Here is an 18,126-nt window from a genome sequence, read left to right on the forward strand (position 1 = left end):
AGACCGCCCGTCTCCCCCCATTTTCAATGACCAGACGCGATTGCGCGGGCGTGGTGCGGATTTTCCGTATTTAATCCCTGCATCACACCAAGTTCCCCCATGCTGAGCCCCCACCTCCCTCATGCCGATCTCCACCTTCCTCATGCTGAGCTTGTCGAAGCACGCACTATTTCGATGCAGCGCTGTAAGGGGACTGCATCACCGTTGCTGCGCCCTTCGACAGGCTCAGGATGAGGGTAAATTGTTGATTGCAGGAAGGTCGTTCTGCGATCTCTCAACACCCGCCAACGCCACAGAACTACCACCCAGCCAAACACCCCCCAACCCCTCATGCCGAGCCAACCTCCCTCATGCTGAGCCCGTCGAAGCACGCGGTACATTATTGCCATCTCTGATTTCAGCGCTGCATCAACATCGTGCGTGCTTCGACACGCCTGCAACCCACTGGGCGGCGGCTGCACAGCTCCCGCATCGTGGCGCGCAGCCTGCACCCTCGACATGAGGGGCGGTTGGGCACCGCACGGATGCCGTTGTGGAAATCCGGGCCGGCGGCGGATAGCAGGCATGGTGGCGTGTTAGTATTTGCGCGTGAGGTAAACTCCCATGGAGTGGGTATCGTAGTCGTAAAGGCCGATATTCGAATTGTTGCGGACATAGGCATATTCCAGTCGCGGAGCGATGCGCCTGAAGCTCAGGCCACGGAAGGTCAGCGACGAGACCAGGCTCAGCTGCCCGTCCCTGCGGTTTTCGCCCGTCCATGGGAACTTTCCGTCATAATCGCGGAGCTGATAGCCAAGGCCGATACTGCCGAGCACGCCGAAAGGCAGGTCGCTGTAGATCTCGAAATAGGGCCGCACCGCATTATAGCTGTTGAACTCCCTCTCTGCCTTGACCCGCGTCAGTTCCGCCCCGGCATTGGCCACCAGCGCGGCGGAAAAGGCGTGCTGGTAGCGCAGGCCGCCGGAAATTTCATATCCGTCGAAAGCATCGAGATCGTCATAGTCCAGCCTGCGGAGGCGGCCGGTGAACCGCATCGTGTCGCCGCTATTGCCGAAGCTCTTCTGGATGCTCCACTGCGCACCATAGGCGAGGCGATAGCCTTGCCAGTCGAAGGTAAGGCGCTCCATTGTCGGGCCGACGCCAAAACGCCAGCGGCCGGTCTTGTATGAGAATTCGGAAAACACCTGGCCGGAGAGGGAGTCATATTCGCGCCCGCCATATTTGGTGCCGTCGAAACCGCCGCCGAGGGTGAGCCCCATCCTTTCATTGAGATCGAACCGGTACGATCCCGAACCGCCAAAGCTGACGCCGATGCCGCTTTGCTTCCTGTTGGCCGGCTTCACCGGCACGCCGCCTATGAATACCGTATCGGCCGCCACGCCGCGGCTGATATTCGTGCTCGGGGCGAGGGCGACATAGCCATCGAGCGACCATGGCCGCCGCGAGTCGATGGCGTCGAGATAGTCATTGTAGAGCGAGCGAAATGCCGGCGAATGGCTGGTCGCCGACAATATGCCGAACTGGTGCCGCGCATGGTCGTTCTCGCCGAGCAGATAATAGCTATGCGCCAGCTCCTGCCGCACCCGATCGAACTCGGGATTGTCGAGCAGGATCGCCTCCATCGCATCAGCGGAAGCCTGCAGCTGCCGCTGATGCTTGAGGATGAGCGCCTCGGTGAACGCCTTCGCCACCCGCTTGCTCGGGCTGTCCTCGCCCGAAGCGGCAACGAGCTGGCGCGCCGCATCATATTGGCCGGATTCGATCCGCGACTTTACCTGCGCGAAGGAATAGGACCCCTCCGCATGGGCATCGGCACTGGTCAAACATCCGAGGAGGATACCGAGCGCCAATGCCGCCCGGTATCGCCGGCCCTTGAGCCTGCCTGTCATCATTTCGTTCCCGGCAGTGCGATCAATTCGGCTTTTCGCCGTGGAACGCCCCGATGATGTTGGTCGGTTCGCTGCCGGAAACGGTAGCCTGCAATGTGCCGGCCGTTTCGCTGCCGCCGGCATTGAAGAAACCACCCTGTACGGCGCCGGAAACAGCTTGTACGCCTTCCCCGGTGATGGTTACCTTGTCGGCGCTATAGCTCGCCTTGTCTGCCGCCATCTTGCCGTCGAAGCCTATGCCGGTCACCATGCCCGCTGCCGCCGTCGGACTGGTCTGGTCGAGTGGCCCCCTCAAACCCTGGATCGTACCCTTGACGGTTCCGGCGCCGAAATCGGCCGCCAGGTCGAAGGGGCCTTCCAGATGCGCCCGCACGCCGCTATTGCCCTTGCCGGCATTGGCCGCACCGACAAAAATACCCTCATAGGTCGCGGTGCCCGAAGTGGGGAGGTTTGTCGGCGCCCGGCCGCCATAGAGCGCACCGGCGGAGAAGCTCTTCTCCGCTGAATTATCGACCAGAAGCCCGAAAGCGGTGGGGTTGTCCTTCGAGTCGCGTGAGGCGTCGCTCATCAGGAAGCGGATATTGTCATCTTCGCCGCCGCCGTCGCGCGCAGTATTCAGCATCTGGCCGGCCGCGGTTCCGTCCTTGCTGAATTTCAGGAACACCGGCGCGTACTTCCCTGAAATCGTCGCTCCGGCTGCCTTTGTATCCCCCAGCGTGGCCGAATAGGCAAACGTCTTCAGGCTTCCATCCTCGGCGGTCTGCAAACCGGTACCCTTCAGGCTGTAATCGCCGCTCTGCGCCGTGTCCTTGGCTTCGGCTCCCGCCGTCTTGCCGGCGAGCGCCAGGGACGGAGCTCCCTCGTGCTCTCCGTGCTTGCAGCCAGCTATTGCCAAAGCAATAGCAGCCAGGATGAGAAGATCGTGCCGCATGAAAACCTCTTCTGAAAAATCTGTTTAAGCAATATCCTTATCTGTAGAACGATTTCCAACATTCGATCTATTGGTAATAAGTATGAGTACTAAACCAAGTACAACTTGTAGAAGAGTCGAGAAATAATATTCGGGGGAAGGGCCGCAATTGCGGTCAGAAGCGCGGCGCGGGCTCGAAATAGCTGCGATTGACGCGGTATATCCTGTCTTTTCCGAGCATATAGGCGCTCAGCGCCGCAAGATCGAACAGGCCGTGAAAGGCGCGGTTCATGATGTTCAGCCCGCCGGTATAGGCGCCGAAGGCCGGCATGATCATGCGGGAATGGTCGGTCGCAAAACAGCGGCGCTGCACCGCCTGGCCGCGCCAGACGATCCTTGCGGCGGGGTGCAGATGGCCGGCGATCTCGCCCGCGGGCGCGTTGCGCGTCGGTTCATGACGAAAGACCAGCCCGCCGAGCGCCAGTTCGGCACAGGTTTCGCCGGGCAGCGCGCCCGGATGATGCGGATCATGATTGCCGGTGATCCATGTCCAGTGCCTGCCTCGCATCAGCGTCATCAGATGGCTTGCGGATTCCGGCGCAAGGCGCGTCGCGGCCTCGCCATCATGGAAACTGTCGCCGAGGCTGAGAACGGATTTCGGGCGGTAGCGGCCGATGAGCCGGGCAAGGGCGGCAAGCGTCGTCAGCGTGTCATAGGGCGGCAGCAGCATGCCGCGTCGCGCAAAGGACGAACCCTTTTCGAGATGCAGGTCGGAGACCACGAGCAGGCCGTCCTCCGGCAGGTAGATCGCGCCCGCGGGGTCGCAGACCAGCCGGTGCCCGGCAAGATCGAGCTCGGCCGCGCCGGCGGGCACGGGCGCGACGTCGAGAGCTGCCATGTTCATCGGTGGTCCGTCATTTCGCGCGTCATTTCCTCCGCGATCTCTTCCAGCAGCATGTCATGCGCCTCGCCGGGCACACGTTCCTTGCCGATCTCCATCATCACGGGCACCGCCAGCGGCGAAATCCTGTCGAGGTCCCGGTGCACGATATGGCCCTTGATTCGTCCAAGCATAACGCCAAGCCGTCCAATGTCGAGCAAGCCGGTTGCCGCATCGGCGCGCGTCGCCTGCAGAAGTATGTGGTCCGGTTCGTGCTCGCGCAGCACGTCATAGATGAGATCGGTCGAAACCGTCACCTGGCGTCCTGTCTTTTCCTGCCCGGGATGGCGCTTTTCCACCAGCCCTGAAATCAGGGCGCAATTGCGGAATGTCCGCTTCAGCATGAAACTTTCCGACAGCCATGCTTCGAGATCGTCGCCAAGCATGTCCTCGTCGAACAGGTCGGCGAGAGGCAGTTCGCCGCTGCGGAACATCTTGCCAAGGTCGCGCATGCCCCAGACCGAGATGGCATAATCGGTGGCGATGAAGCCGAGCGGCCGCGCCCGGGCGCGCTCAAGCCGCCGCGTCAGCAACATGCCGAGCGTCTGGTGGGCGAGCCTGCCTTCGAATGGATAGGCCACCATGTAGGAGCGGTTGCCGCGCGGAAAGGTCTCGACAAGAAGGCTGCCCGGCTGCGGCAATGTGGACTTGTCCCGTTGCAGCCGCAGCCAGTCGCTCACCTGCTCGGGCAGCGCGCGCCAGCGCTCCTCGTCGGCGAGCATGGCGCGCACCTGGTCGGCGAGATAGGTGGTCAGCGGAAACTTGCCGCCGGCATAGGAGGGAATCTTGGCATCGAAGCCCTTCGCCTCGGAGACGAGGCATTCGTTTTCCCTGATGCCTTCGAAGCGCAGCACCCGGCCGGAAAAGAAGAACGTATCGCCCGGCGCCAGCGCTTCGAGGAAATGCTCCTCCACCTTGCCGAGCACCGGGCCGCCGCGCACATTGATGCCCTTGCCGCTGCGCCGGGTCAGCCGCACGGTCAGCGCCGCCGCTTCGATGATCGTCCCGACATTCAGCCGGTATTGCTGCGCCACCCTTGGGTGTGTCACGCGCCAGCTGCCATCCGCCGTCTGGCGGATCTTGGCGAAGCGCTCATAGGATTTCAGCGCATAGCCGCCGGTGGCGACGAACTGGACGATGCGCTCGAAGGTCTCCCGCGCCAGCGGCGCATAGGGCAGGGCCGTGCGCACCTCGGCGTAAAGTTCATCGATGACGAAAGGCGCGGCGCAGGCCATGCCGAGCACATGCTGGGCAAGGACGTCGAGCGCGCCGACGCCGAGCGGCGGCGTATCCTGCGCGCCGAGGTAGTTGGCATCGAGCGCCGCCTGGCATTCCATCACCTCGAAGCGGTTCGCCGGCACCAGAATGGCGCGCGAGGGCACGTCCATGCGGTGGTTGGAGCGGCCTATGCGCTGCGCCAGCCGGCTAGCGCCCTTCGGCGCGCCGACATGGATGACGAGATCGACATCGCCCCAGTCGATGCCGAGATCGAGCGTCGACGTGGCGACGACCGCGCGCAGGCTGTTCGCCGCCATCGCCTGCTCGACCCTGCGCCGCTTGCTGACATCGAGCGAGCCGTGATGCAGCGCGATGGGCAGGTTGTCGTCATTGATCATCCACAGGTCATGGAACAGCCGCTCGGCCTGGCTGCGCGTATTGACGAAGATCAGCGTCGTGCCATGCGCCTTGATCGCGTCATAGATGCCGGGAAGGGCGTAGACGGCGGAATGGCCGGCCCAGGGCACGCGGTCTTCTGTTTTCATGATGGTGATGTCCGGCCTCGCGCCGCCTTCGACGACGATCAGGCTTGCAAGCGCAGCCGAACCGTTCTGGGACTCCAGCTGGGGCACCAGCCATTGCCGCAGCATGTCGGGCTCGGCGACGGTGGCCGAGAGGCCGATCGCCTGCAGCCCGGGCTGCAACCGGCGCAGGCGCGCGAGGCCCAGCGCCAGCAGGTGCCCGCGCTTGGAGGTGATCAGCGAATGGAGCTCGTCGAGGATCACATAGCGCAGATCCTCGAAGAAGCGCGCCGCATCCTTGCTGGCGATGAGCAGCGCCAGCTGCTCCGGCGTCGTCAGCAGGATGTCGGGCGGGGCGAGCTTCTGGCGCTGGCGCTTGAAGGCGGGCGTATCGCCGGTGCGGGTCTCGATCGAGATCGGCAGCGCCATCTCCTCGATCGGCTTTGCCAGATTGCGCTGGATATCGACGGCAAGCGCCTTAAGGGGCGATATGTAGAGCGTGTGGATGCCGCGACCGGGCGCATTGCCCTTGCCGCGCGTCGCAAGGTCCGTCAGGGCTGGCAGAAACCCGGCCAGGGTCTTCCCGGCGCCGGTCGGTGCGATGAGCAGGGCGGAATTGCCCGCATCCGCCTCGCGCAGAAGGTCCAGCTGGTGTTGGCGGGGGCTCCAGCCCTTGTCCTGGAACCAGCGCAGGAATTGCGGCGGCAGGAGGGGGGTGTCGTCCAATGTTTCGGGCTTGCTCACAGCGGCGAATGTAGCGATTGCCGGTCTGCGCGCCAAGGTCCCTGGCATCTGTCGAAGCATGCACGACGCTGCTGCAAATAGCGCGATACGGAATTTGCGTGGAGCCAAAAGCGCACTATCTTCGTTTAGCCATGGCCGGAGCAGGGGGAGAAGGTGCTGAAACGACCGGAAGACTTGTTGCGATCGACGCCGGCGGGGCTCTATTGTCCGCCGGGCGATTTCTACATCGATCCGATCCGGCCGGTGCAGAAGGCGCTCATCACCCATGGCCATTCGGATCATGCGAGGTCCGGCCATGAAAGCGTCATGGCGACGCGCCAGACACTCGACATCATGGCGCTGCGCTACGGCAGTGGATTCGCTGCCGTGACACAGGCGGCGACGCTCGGCGAAACCGTCGTCAACAACGGCGTCAGCGTCAGCTTCCACCCTGCCGGGCATGTGCTCGGATCGGCGCAGATCGCGGTGGAGAAGGATGGCATGCGCATCGTCGCCTCGGGCGACTACAAGCGCAGCCCCGACCCGACCTGCCTCGGCTTCGAGCCGGTGGCCTGCGACGTCTTCATCACCGAGGCGACGTTCGCGCTGCCGGTGTTCCGGCACCCGGACAGCCGCGACGAGATCGCCAAGCTGCTGCGCTCGGTCGAGCAGTTTCCGGAACGCTCGCATCTCGTCGGCGCCTATGCGCTCGGCAAGGCGCAGCGCGTCATCCGCATGCTGCGCGATGCCGGCCATGACAGGACGATCTATATCCACGGCGCACTGGCGAAGCTCTGCGACTACTACCAGTCGCAGGGGATCGACCTCGGCGACCTCTCGCCGGCCACGGTCGATACAGACAGCGCCGGCGATTTTGCCGGGGCCATCGTCATCGGTCCGCCATCGGCTTTCCTCGATCGCTGGGCGCGGCGTTTCCCCGACCCGGTCTCCTGTTTCGCCTCGGGCTGGATGCGCATCAGGCAACGCGCCAGGCAGGGCGGCGTCGAACTGCCGATCATACTTTCGGACCATTGCGACTGGGATGAGCTGACGCGGACGATAACGGAACTCGATCCCGATCAGGTCTGGGTCACCCATGGCCGCGAGGAGGCGCTGGTGCGCTGGTGCGAGCTCAATGGCTACAAGGCCAGGCCGCTGCATCTGATCGGTTACGAAGACGAGGGCGACTGATGGAAGAGTTTGCCGAACTCCTCGACCGATTGGTGCTGACGCCGGCCCGCAACGGCAAGCTGACGCTGCTCGTCGATTATTTCAGCAGGACGCGCGACCCGGATCGCGGCTATGCGCTGGCGGCCATCACCGGCGATCTCAACATCGCCAACGTCAAGCCGGCAATGCTGAGAAGCCTGATTGCGGAGCGAATGGACGAGCAATTGTTCGGCTATTCCTATGATTATGTCGGCGATCTCGCCGAGACGATATCGCTGGTCTGGGCGGCGGAAGATGCGCCGCGGGCCAATGCGGCGCCGTCGCTCGGCGATATCGTGACCTCGCTCATCCACGCATCCCGCAGCGATGCGGTCCGGCTGGTGGAGCGCTGGCTCGATCGGCTCGACGCATCGGCGCGCTACGCCTTGCTGAAACTGGTGACCGGCGGCCTGCGGATCGGCGTGTCGGCGCGGCTTGCCAAGCAGGCGCTGGCGCAGTTCGGAGATGTGGATGTCGGCGAGATCGAGGAATTGTGGCATGGATTGAAGCCGCCCTACGAGCCGCTCTTCGCCTGGCTGGAGCGCAAGGCGGACAAGCCGCAGGGCCTTGCCAGCGCGCCCTTCCGCCCGGTGATGCTGTCGACGCCGCTGGAAGAGCCGGACTATGGCAAGATCAACGCGGAAACCTATGCGGCCGAGTGGAAATGGGATGGTATCCGCGTGCAGCTGACGGCGGAAGGCGGCCAGCGGCGGATCTATTCGCGCACTGGCGACGACATCTCCCACGCCTTCCCGGACGTGGCCGACGCCATGAGCTTCGCCGGCACGCTGGATGGCGAATTGCTGGTGGGGCGGCCATCGGCTACCGGCATCGAAGTCGGGTCGTTCGGCGATCTGCAGCAGCGGCTGAACCGCAAGACGGTGACGGCAAAACAGCTCGAGAGCTTTCCCGCCTTCGTGCGGCTCTATGATCTCCTCTTCGACGGGGACGAGGATATCCGCGCCCTGCCTTTCATCGAGCGCCGGGCGCGGCTGGAGACGTTCGTCGCCGGGCTCGATCCCGCCCGCTTCGACCTCTCGCCGCTGGTGCCGTTCGAGACTTTCGACGATCTGGCGGAACTGCGGGGCAAGCCGCCGCATCCGATCATCGAGGGGCTGATGCTGAAGCGGCGGGATTCCGCCTATGTGCCGGGGCGTCCCAAGGGACCGTGGTTCAAGTGGAAACGCGATCCGTTCATCATCGACGCGGTGCTGGTCTACGCGCAGCGCGGCCATGGCAAGCGTTCGAGCTATTATTCGGATTATACATTCGCGGTGTGGACCGGACCGGAGAGCGACCCGCAGCTCGTCCCGGTGGGCAAGGCCTATTTCGGCTTCACGGACGAGGAGCTGAAGCAGCTCGACGCCTTCGTCCGCAACAATACCACCGAGCGCTTCGGCCCGGTTCGCTCGGTGCGGGCAGAACCCGACCACGGGCTGGTGCTCGAAGTGGCGTTCGAGGGGCTGAACCGCTCCAATCGGCACAAGTCCGGCGTCGCCATGCGCTTCCCGCGAATATCGCGATTGCGCTGGGACAAGCCGCCGATAGAGGCGGATCGTCTCGAAACGCTGGAAGCACTTTTGCGTGATAGCGAAACCGCAGGTTGAGTATTGTCGCGGCAATTTGCGGATTGTCGTGTTTTCCACACAAATCGGTATGACCTAAGTCTTAGGATGTAGGCCGCGTTTCCGGCAGAAAATGGCGGGAATCGGGCATGTGGTCCATATGGTGCAACGATGTTTGACGTGGCCGTAACCCCCATTATCGCTACAACCCCGACAAAGCCTCCTTGCGTTCATGCAAAAATTGTCATTTGTTCATGCCTTCACATTCTCTTAGAGGGGAAGGAACAGACAAATGTCCCACATGAAACTCAATCTCCGCGCCGCGCTCCTGCTTGGGTCGCTGCTGATCGGCGCGAGCCCCGCTCTGGCCGAAATGGTGCTGCATCGCGGCAATAGCGGCGAGCCGCAAACGCTGGACCAGTCGCAGACCTCCATCGACATCGAGGCCTTCATCCTGAAGGACCTTTACGAAGGTCTGACCGTCTATGACGCCAATGGCAAGATCGTGCCCGGCGCGGCGGAAAGCTGGACGATCTCGGATGACGGCACGGTCTATACGTTCAAGCTCCGCGCCAATGCCAATTGGTCCGATGGCAGCCCCGTGACGGCGGAAGACTTCGTGTTCTCGCTGCGCCGCATCCAGGACCCGAAGACGGCTGCCGGCTACGCCAATATCCTCTACCCGATCAAGAACGCGGCGAAGATCAACAAGGGCGAGGCCAAGCTCGAAGAGCTGGGCGCCAAGGCGATCGATGCGAAGACGCTGGAGATCACCCTCGAAAACCCGACGCCGTTCTTCATAGAGCTGCTGTCGCACCAATCGGCGCTGCCCGTCAGCAAGGCGAGTTTCGAAAAGAACGGCGCCGATTTCGTCAAGCCGGGCAAGCTCGTCGGCAATGGCGCCTTCAAGCTTGTCGAGCATGTGCCGAACGATCACCTGACCGTGGTCAAGAACGAGAATTACTGGGATGCCGCCAACGTCAAGCTCGACAAGGTCATCTTCTACCCGATCGACGACCAGGCGGCGAATGTCCGCCGCTTCGAAGCGGGCGAACTGCATCTCGTCTATAATTTCGCCAGCGACCAGATCGAGCGGCTCCGCGCGCAAAATGGCGAACAGGTGCATGTGACCCCGTCCTTCGCCACCTATTACTATCCGTTCGATACGCGCGCCGAACCCTTCAGCGACGTGCGCGTGCGGCGTGCGCTGTCGATGGCGGTCGATCGCGACTTCCTTTCCACCGAGATCTTCAACGAGTCCAAGCTGCCGATGTATTCGCTGGTGCCGCCCGGCATCGAGAATTACGGCAAGCCGGAGCTGCCCGATTTCGCCGAGATGTCGCAGCTCGATCGCGAGGACAAGGCCATCGAACTGATGAAGGAGGCCGGTTATGGCGAGGGCGGCAAGCCGCTCAATATCGAGATCCGCTACAACACCAATCCGAACCATGAGCGGGCCGCGACCGCCGTCGCCGACATGTGGAAGAAGACGTTCGGCGCCAATGTCACACTGGTCAATCTCGACATTTCCTCGCACTACGCCTACCTGCAGGAAGGCGGCAAGTTCAATGTCGCCCGCGCCGGCTGGGTGGCGGATTATGCCGATGCCGAAAACTTCCTCAACCTGAACTACAGCGGCAACAAGACCTTCAATTACGGACACTACAACAATCCGGAATTCGACGAACTGCTGCAGAAATCCTACAAGGAACGCGATCCCGCCGCGCGCTCCAAGCTGCTGCACCAGGCCGAAGCCCTCGTCATGCGCGACCAGCCGATCGCGCCTCTGGTCAACGACGCGAATTTCTGGCTGGTCTCCAGCAAGGTCAAGGGCTGGGGCGACAACGGCAATAATGAACATCTGAGCAAGTATCTCAGCGTCGAGGAATAGGATTTTGCATTGCGGCCTGCGATCGGGGTTCGATGGCAGGCCGGCAACGGGTTCCGGCGTGGCTCAGTTTTCTCATAATTCGACACATGAAACCGTGTTCCACCCGGTGCGGGCAGCCTGTTCGCCCGCGCCGGGAGGAGCCGTTTCCATGGGACACAGCCGCGACGGGAACCCGAACGCAAGCCGGGTAGAATCTTCTCCGGGAGTATAGCGGATGTTTCACTTCATTCTTCGCCGATTGGCGAGTGCGGTGCCGACCCTCTTCATCGTCGTCACCATTTCCTTCTTCCTGATGCGCTTCGCACCGGGCGGCCCGTTCAATCTCGAACGGCCATTGCCGCCGGCGACGATGGAAAACCTGATGCGGGCCTATCATCTCGACCAGCCGCTCTGGAGCCAGTATCTCCAATATCTGAAGAACGCGGTCACCGGCGATTTCGGGCCGAGTTATATCTACAAGGACAACACGATCGCCGAACTGATCGGCAAGGGCCTGCCCTATTCGATAAGGCTGGGCAGCCTCGCCTTGATCTTCGCGCTGGTCGGCGGCGTGCTCGTCGGCACGCTGGCGGCCCTGCGGCAGAACTCGTTCCTGGATTTCCTCGTCATGTCGGTGGCGACGACGGGCGTCACCGTGCCCAATTTCGTCGTCGGGCCGGTCCTGCTGCTCATATTCTCGCTGACATTCTCGCTGCTGCCGGGCGGCGGGTGGGGCGATGGTTCGTGGCCATTCCTCATCCTGCCCGTGATCACGCTCGGCCTGCCGCAGCTCGCGGTGTTCGCCCGCCTGACGCGGGGATCGATGATCGAGGCGCTGCATGCGGATCACATCAGGACGGTGCGGGCCTATGGCCTGCCGCAGCGGGTGGTGGTGATAACCCACGCCATGCGCGGCGCGCTGTTGCCCGTCGTCTCCTATCTTGCTCCCTGCGCGGCTGCGCTGCTGACGGGCTCGGCTGTGGTTGAAAGCATATTCACCATCCCCGGCGTCGGCCGCTACTTCGTGCTCGGCGCCATCAACCGGGACTACACTCTGGTGATGGGCACCGTCGTGCTGGTCGCGGTCTTCGTCATCGTGTTCAATCTCGTGGTCGATATCATCTACGGCCTGCTCGATCCGAGGGTTCGCCATGACTGACATCCCGACGACCATCGTTCCGCCGGAGGAGACCCGGGGACGCGGCCTGTTTCAGCTGGCGCTCATCCGCTTTCGCCGCAACAGGGCCGCCATGGCGGGCAGCATCATGCTGCTTCTGATCATGCTGTTCTCGTTCGTCGGCCCCTATTTCATCAGCCACAGCTATGATCAGGTGTTTCCGTCCTATGTGGCGGTGGCCCCGAGCATCGAGCCATTGCCGAAAGCCGATACGCTGGGCGACGTCCTGAAGGGCGTTGCCACCCGGGCGCGGGTGGAACTGCGCGAATTCGCCATCGAGGACAATGGTTTCACGGCCACGATACAGTCCGACAAGACCATCGATCCGCGGACGATACGCTATTTCGACCGTGCCAACGAGTTCGACAATACGCAGGTTGTCGCAACCGAGGATGACGGGCGCACGCTCAAGGTCTCGGGCGAGGTCAACCGCGAATATTTCCCCTTCGGCACCGATACGAACGGCCGCGACATGCTGGCGAGGGTCATGCTGGGCGGACAGATATCGCTGGCGGTCGGGCTGCTCGCCAGCCTCGTATCGCTCGCCGTCGGCGTTACCTATGGCGCGGTCTCCGGCTATATTGGCGGGCGCATCGACAATGTGATGATGCGGCTCGTCGAAATCCTCTATTCGCTGCCCTTCGTGTTTCTCGTGGTGGTGCTGGTGGTGTTTTTCGGCCGCAGCTTCATCCTGATCTTCCTCGTCATCGGCGCGGTGGAATGGCTGGACATGGCGCGTATCGTCCGCGGCCAGACCCTGGCGCTCAAACGCCGCGAATTCATCGGCGCGGCGCAGGCTTTGGGCCTGACGGACTGGCAGATCATCCGGCGTCACATCATCCCGAACACGATCGGTCCCGTCGTGGTCTTCGTCACCGTCGTCGTGCCCAAGGTCATCCTGCTCGAGAGCTTCCTCTCCTTCCTCGGCCTCGGCGTGCAGGCGCCGCTGACCAGCTGGGGCGCCTTGATCTCGGAAGGCGCGGCCAAGATGCAGTCCGCGCCATGGCTGCTGATATTCCCCGCCATTTTCTTCGTTCTCACCCTGTTCTCGCTGAATTTCATCGGCGACGGACTGCGTGATGCGCTAGACCCGAAGGATCGCTGACCATGACGGATGATATGGAAAACATATTGGCCGTGCGCGGCCTGAAGGTCGACTTCACCACCCCCGACGGCGAGGTCAACGCCGTCAAGGGCATCGATCTCGACGTGAGGCGAGGCGAGACCCTCGCCGTGGTGGGCGAGTCCGGTTCGGGCAAGAGCCAGACGATGATGGGCATCATGGGCCTGCTCGCCGCCAATGGCCGCGTGGCCGGTTCGGCGAAATATCGCGGCAAGGAACTGGTGGGGCTGCCGGTCAAGGGGCTGAACACCGTCCGCGGCTCGAAGATCACCATGATCTTCCAGGAGCCCATGACCTCGCTCGATCCGCTCTATACGATCGGGCGCCAGATCGCCGAGCCGATCGTCCATCACCAGGGCATCAGCTTCAAGCAGGCGCGGGTCAGAGCTCTCGAACTCCTGAAGCTCGTCGGCATCCCCGAGCCCGAGCGCCGCATCAACTCCTACCCGTATCAATTGTCGGGCGGCCAGCGCCAGCGCGTCATGATCGCCATGGCGCTCGCGAACGAGCCCGATCTCCTGATCGCCGATGAACCGACGACGGCGCTGGATGTAACGATCCAGGCGCAGATTCTCGATCTCCTGCGCTCGCTGCAGAAGCGTTTCGGCATGGCGATCGTGCTGATCACCCATGATCTCGGCATCGTCAGACATTTTGCCGAACGCGTCGTCGTGATGCGTCGCGGCGAAGTGGTGGAAACCGGCACGATCTCGGACATATTCGAGCGTCCGCGGGAAGATTACACCAAGATGCTGCTTGCGGCTGAGCCGAGCGGCACAAAGGGGCCGCCGGAGGATACCGCTCCCATCGTTCTGGAGGGCCGCAATGTCAGCGTCGATTTTGCCGTCGGCGGTGGCTTCTTCCGGTCGGCGACTGCCGTGTTCCGCGCGGTCGATGGCGTGAACGTGCGATTGAAACAGGGGCAGACGATCGGCATCGTCGGTGAATCCGGCTCGGGCAAATCGACGCTCGGCCGCGCCCTGCTGCGCCTGCTGCCGAGCAGCGGCCAGTTCCATTTCGACGATACGAACATCACCAATTACGGCCGCTCCGCCATGCGGCCGCTGCGGAAGGAATTGCAACTGGTCTTCCAGGACCCCTACGGGTCGCTGTCGCCGCGCCAGACGGTCGGCGAGGTGATCACGGAGGGCCTGCTGATCCACGAGCCGCAATTGTCGCGCGCCGAGCGGGACAGCCGCGCCGTTGCGGCGCTCAAGGAAGTTGGGCTCGATCCGGCGGCGCGCAATCGCTATCCGCATGAATTCTCCGGCGGCCAGCGGCAGCGCATCGCCATTGCCCGCGCCATGATCCTGAAGCCCAAGGTGGTGATCCTCGACGAACCGACATCGGCGCTGGACCGTTCGGTGCAAGGCCAGGTGATCGATCTCCTGCGCGACCTGCAGGAGAAATATGGCCTGTCCTATATCTTCATCAGCCACGATCTGGCGGTGATAAAGGCGATATCCGACTATGTGATCGTCATGAAGAACGGCAAGATCGTCGAGGAGGGGGAGACGGGAGAAATATTCGCCGACCCGCATCACGACTATACGAAGACGCTGATCGGCGCCGCCTTCGATCTCTGACACGGCACTTCGTCATCACCGGAGCCCGCGCCTCGCCGGCGCGGGTTTTTCCTTGCGGATGCGCCCGCCTCGCCGTGGTCCGGAACATATCCATTTGTCGATGGTTCTACGGGCGCACCTATCGGTTGAAGGCATGAGAAATTCATTCCTGTTATGTGCCGTATTATGGTATATTTTTGCAGCCAAGCGCTAAACTTGGCTTCGGATATCTATGCACGGCCGAGCCAAAGTGACATTTTCTCGGAATGACCAAGGCGCATCGGCGCGCCCGGCAGAAAGCGACGGAATAAGATGAACTGGCTGAAATCACTTGTAGTTGTTGGCGCCCTCGCAATTGCTCCCGCGCATGCGCTTGCGGGAGAAAATCTCGAGCAGATCAAGGCGGCCGGCGTGTTCAAGATCGGGACGGAAGGGACCTACGCTCCCTTCACCTATCATGATGCGTCGGGCAAGCTCGTCGGGTTCGACGTCGAGATCGGCGAAGCGATCGCCAGGGAGCTTGGCGTGAAGCCGCAATTCCTCGAGGGCAAGTGGGACGGCCTCATCGCCGGCCTCGACGCCAATCGCTATGACACCGTGATCAATCAGGTCGGCATCACCGACGCGCGCAAGGCGAAATATGATTTCTCGGAGCCCTATATCGCGTCGAAGGCAGTGCTGATCGTCAAGGGCGACAATGACGAGATCAAGGGTTTCGCCGACCTGAAGGGCAAGAAGTCGGCGCAATCGCTGTCGAGCAATTTCGGCAAGATCGCACAGAGCAACGGTGCCGAACTCGTCGGCACCGATGGTTTCGACCAGTCGATCCAGCTTCTCCTCAGCGGCCGCGCCGACGCGACGGTCAATGACAGTCTTTCCTTCCTCGACTTCAAGAAGCACAAGCCGGATGCGAACGTGAAGATCGCCGCCGAACAGGAGAATGCGGATTATTCCGGCATCATCATCCGCAAGGGCGAGCCGGAGCTGCTGGCCGAGATCAACAAGGCGCTCGAGAAGATCAAGGCTGACGGCACCTACCAGAAGATAGCGGACAAATATTTCGGCCAGGACGTTTCCAAGTAGTCCGTTTACGCCGATTGATATTTGCGCTCTAACAGGGCAGGGGGTAACCCCTGCCTTTGTTTTGAGGAGAAAAGGCCGTGCCACACTGGCTGAACCTGATGCTTGAATCGCTGGCTCCCCTGCTTTGGGCCGGCTTGATCTTCACCATTCCGCTGACGCTTCTGTCCTTCATCTTCGGCCTCACCCTCGGGCTGGTCGCGGCGCTCATCCGGCTGTTTGCGCCGGCGCCGGTGGCGGCCATCATCAAATTCTATGTCTGGATCATCCGCGGCACGCCGCTGCTGGTGCAGTTGTTCCTGATCTTCTACGGCCTGCCGAGCGTCGGCATCGTGCTCGATGCGTTCACCGCCGCGCTGATCGGCTTCACCCTGAACATCGGCGCCTATACGTCGGAAATCCTGCGCGCCGTCATCTCCTCGGTGCCGAAGGGCCAGTGGGAGGCAGCCTATTCGATCGGCATGAGCTGGTCGCAGGCCATGCGCCGGACGATCCTGCCGCAGGCGACGCGCGTTGCGGTTCCGCCGCTTTCCAACACGTTCATATCGCTCGTCAAGGATACGTCGCTTGCCGCTGCCATCACCGTTCCCGAACTCTTCCAGGCGGCGCAACGGATCGTGGCGACGACCTACGAGCCGCTGATCCTCTATATCGAGGCTGCGCTGATCTATCTGGTGCTCAGCTCGGTCCTGTCGGCCTTGCAGGCGCGGCTCGAACTGAGACTCAATCGCTATGGCGGATTTCTGGAGGCGCGTTCATGATGATAGAGCTCAAGAACATCGTCAAGAAATTCGGCGATCAGACCGTTCTCGACAATGTGTCGCTCAATGTCGCCGAGGGCGAGGTGCTTGCGCTTGTCGGTCCCTCCGGCGGCGGCAAGAGCACATTGCTGAGATGTATCAACCTTCTGGAGATTCCGACATCGGGCAGCGTCGAGATCGCCGGCGACCGCCTGGAGTTGCAGCCGGGCGTGCGGCCGGGGGCGAAGGCCATCCAATCCCTGCGCCGCCATACCGGCATGGTGTTCCAGAACTTCCAGCTTTTTCCGCACAGGACCGCCATCGACAATGTGGCGGAGGGACTGGTGACCGTCCTCGGCTGGCCGAAAGCCAGGGCGCGGGACCGGGCCCTGTCGCTGCTCGACAAGGTGGGGCTGGCGCACAAGGCGGATGCGTGGCCCGCGACATTGTCGGGCGGACAGCAACAGCGCGTCGCCATCGCGCGCGCCCTGGCGCCGTCGCCGAAGGTTCTCCTCTGCGACGAACCGACCTCCGCCCTCGATCCGGAACTGTCGGGCGAGGTGGTGGACGTCCTCGCGCAATTGGCGCGGGAAGGCACGACCATGGTGATGGCGACGCACGACCTGCGGCTTGCGTCGCGCATTGCCGGCGAGGTCGTGGTGCTGGAAGGCGGCGTCGTCGTCGAGACCGGGACGTCGCGCGATATATTCACCCGGCCGCAAAAGGAACGCACCAAGCGCTTCATTGCCACGCTCACGCAGGAAAACCACACGCATGGCGATGGAATCTGAGCCCTACCTGCTCTAATTATGTACTTTCCTTATGCAGGCCGTCTGAGACAATCGCATTGAAGCTCAAGCCGACGCGAAGATTCGCAGTCGGTGCCTGAGACAGGGGAGAAGGGCGATGTTCGGATTCAAGATGAGAAGCGCAACGCGTGATCTTGAAGCGGATCTGTCGCGGTTCCAGCGCATCCAGGCAACGCTCGGCCAGGTGATGGACGAACTTCAGCGCGAGAAGGCGGGATTGCGCAAACGCTATTCGGATGCCTCGGCCGACGCGGCGCTTGTGTTCGAAGCCATGCCCGAGGGGGAAAGCCAGCAGCCCTATGAGGCCAAGCTCGATGTCTTCGCCAAGTCTATACAGAACTGCGAGCGCCGGATAAACTTCATCGACGCGCAGATCGTGTTCGTCAGCGAGATATTGATAAGCGTAAGGTCGTTTTGCGGCAGGCACGCACTCTAGTTGGCCGCCGGTCGCACCAGCAATACTTTGTCGACAAGTTTAGCGAACGAATATTGTTCGCCTGAACTGGCCCGCGGCCCTCCCGATTGGCCCCGGCACGGATGAAAATCGCACTGTAATGTCCTTCCGGAGCACAATACCGGCCGGCCGGCAGACATGAGCACCGCGATAGATCATATTTATTAGCGTTTCGGATCATCGCGGGTATAGAGAACTATTGAAACCTATAGTAGAGTTTAAACAAACTGACGGGAAATGGCATTTGGAATACACCTTAACCTATTGAATCATCTGATATGCAAGGTCGTGCTCAATGAAAATGGCAGTTTTTGGAGAGGCAACTGTTGGCCT

At 62.1% G+C, this 18,126-nt stretch carries 14 protein-coding genes; 10 read left to right on the forward strand and 4 right to left on the reverse strand.

Annotated features, from left to right (window positions below; genetic code table 11):
* Nucleotides 1-575 precede the first annotated feature (575 nt).
* The 4 genes from OSJ75_RS20975 to OSJ75_RS20990 form a co-directional block, all read right to left on the reverse strand.
* Nucleotides 576-1,889, reverse strand: coding sequence for a surface lipoprotein assembly modifier (locus tag OSJ75_RS20975; protein WP_267229376.1), 1,314 nt, complete (start codon nucleotides 1,887-1,889; stop codon nucleotides 576-578).
* Nucleotides 1,890-1,911: 22 nt separating this feature from the next.
* Nucleotides 1,912-2,820, reverse strand: a complete 909-nt coding sequence (locus OSJ75_RS20980) for a transferrin-binding protein-like solute binding protein (protein ID WP_267229377.1) — start codon at nucleotides 2,818-2,820, stop codon at nucleotides 1,912-1,914.
* A 154-nt stretch (nucleotides 2,821-2,974) separates the two neighbouring features.
* Nucleotides 2,975-3,703, reverse strand: a complete 729-nt coding sequence (gene pdeM, locus OSJ75_RS20985) for a ligase-associated DNA damage response endonuclease PdeM (protein ID WP_267229378.1) — start codon at nucleotides 3,701-3,703, stop codon at nucleotides 2,975-2,977.
* Complete coding sequence (locus tag OSJ75_RS20990) at nucleotides 3,700-6,270, reverse strand: ligase-associated DNA damage response DEXH box helicase (protein ID WP_250019365.1); 2,571 nt, start codon at nucleotides 6,268-6,270, stop codon at nucleotides 3,700-3,702. Before OSJ75_RS20990 ends, pdeM begins: the two co-directional genes overlap by 4 nt.
* Nucleotides 6,271-6,375: 105 nt before the next feature.
* On the opposite strand from OSJ75_RS20990, the gene OSJ75_RS20995 reads away from it, so the two are divergent.
* The 10 genes from OSJ75_RS20995 (at nucleotide 6,376) to OSJ75_RS21040 (ending at nucleotide 17,775) form a co-directional block, all read left to right on the forward strand.
* On the forward strand, nucleotides 6,376-7,392 hold the full coding sequence (locus OSJ75_RS20995; RefSeq protein WP_267229379.1) for a ligase-associated DNA damage response exonuclease: 1,017 nt from the start codon (nucleotides 6,376-6,378) through the stop codon (nucleotides 7,390-7,392).
* Entirely contained in the window at nucleotides 7,392-9,017 is a 1,626-nt protein-coding gene (locus OSJ75_RS21000; RefSeq protein ID WP_267229380.1) for a cisplatin damage response ATP-dependent DNA ligase, read from the forward strand. Before OSJ75_RS20995 ends, OSJ75_RS21000 begins: the two co-directional genes overlap by 1 nt.
* A gap of 250 nt (nucleotides 9,018-9,267) precedes the next feature.
* Nucleotides 9,268-10,866 carry a peptide ABC transporter substrate-binding protein gene (locus tag OSJ75_RS21005; RefSeq protein WP_267229381.1) on the forward strand — a complete coding sequence of 533 codons (1,599 nt, stop codon included), beginning with the start codon at nucleotides 9,268-9,270 and terminating at the stop codon, nucleotides 10,864-10,866.
* Nucleotides 10,867-11,080: 214 nt separating this feature from the next.
* On the forward strand, nucleotides 11,081-12,004 hold the full coding sequence (gene oppB, locus OSJ75_RS21010; protein ID WP_250019255.1) for an oligopeptide ABC transporter permease OppB: 924 nt from the start codon (nucleotides 11,081-11,083) through the stop codon (nucleotides 12,002-12,004).
* Nucleotides 11,997-13,127 (forward strand): ABC transporter permease, encoded by a 1,131-nt coding sequence (locus OSJ75_RS21015; RefSeq protein ID WP_267229382.1) that lies wholly within the window; start codon nucleotides 11,997-11,999, stop codon nucleotides 13,125-13,127. Before oppB ends, OSJ75_RS21015 begins: the two co-directional genes overlap by 8 nt.
* A 2-nt stretch (nucleotides 13,128-13,129) precedes the next feature.
* Nucleotides 13,130-14,731 (forward strand): ABC transporter ATP-binding protein, encoded by a 1,602-nt coding sequence (locus OSJ75_RS21020; RefSeq protein ID WP_267229383.1) that lies wholly within the window; start codon nucleotides 13,130-13,132, stop codon nucleotides 14,729-14,731.
* Nucleotides 14,732-15,022: 291 nt separating this feature from the next.
* Nucleotides 15,023-15,793, forward strand: coding sequence for an amino acid ABC transporter substrate-binding protein (locus OSJ75_RS21025; RefSeq protein WP_267229384.1), 771 nt, complete (start codon nucleotides 15,023-15,025; stop codon nucleotides 15,791-15,793).
* Nucleotides 15,794-15,870: 77 nt separating this feature from the next.
* A complete protein-coding gene (locus tag OSJ75_RS21030) occupies nucleotides 15,871-16,551 on the forward strand; it encodes an amino acid ABC transporter permease (protein WP_250019260.1) in 681 nt (226 codons plus the stop codon).
* A complete protein-coding gene (locus OSJ75_RS21035; protein WP_267229465.1) occupies nucleotides 16,551-17,321 on the forward strand; it encodes an amino acid ABC transporter ATP-binding protein in 771 nt (256 codons plus the stop codon). The genes OSJ75_RS21030 and OSJ75_RS21035 overlap by 1 nt, the downstream gene beginning before the upstream one ends.
* 115 nt (nucleotides 17,322-17,436) lie before the next feature.
* Nucleotides 17,437-17,775 carry a hypothetical protein gene (locus tag OSJ75_RS21040; protein ID WP_250019261.1) on the forward strand — a complete coding sequence of 113 codons (339 nt, stop codon included), beginning with the start codon at nucleotides 17,437-17,439 and terminating at the stop codon, nucleotides 17,773-17,775.
* Nucleotides 17,776-18,126 lie beyond the last annotated feature (351 nt).

Source organism: Phyllobacterium sp. 0TCS1.6A (assembly GCF_026420825.1).
Classification (GTDB): Bacteria; Pseudomonadota; Alphaproteobacteria; order Rhizobiales; family Rhizobiaceae; genus Phyllobacterium.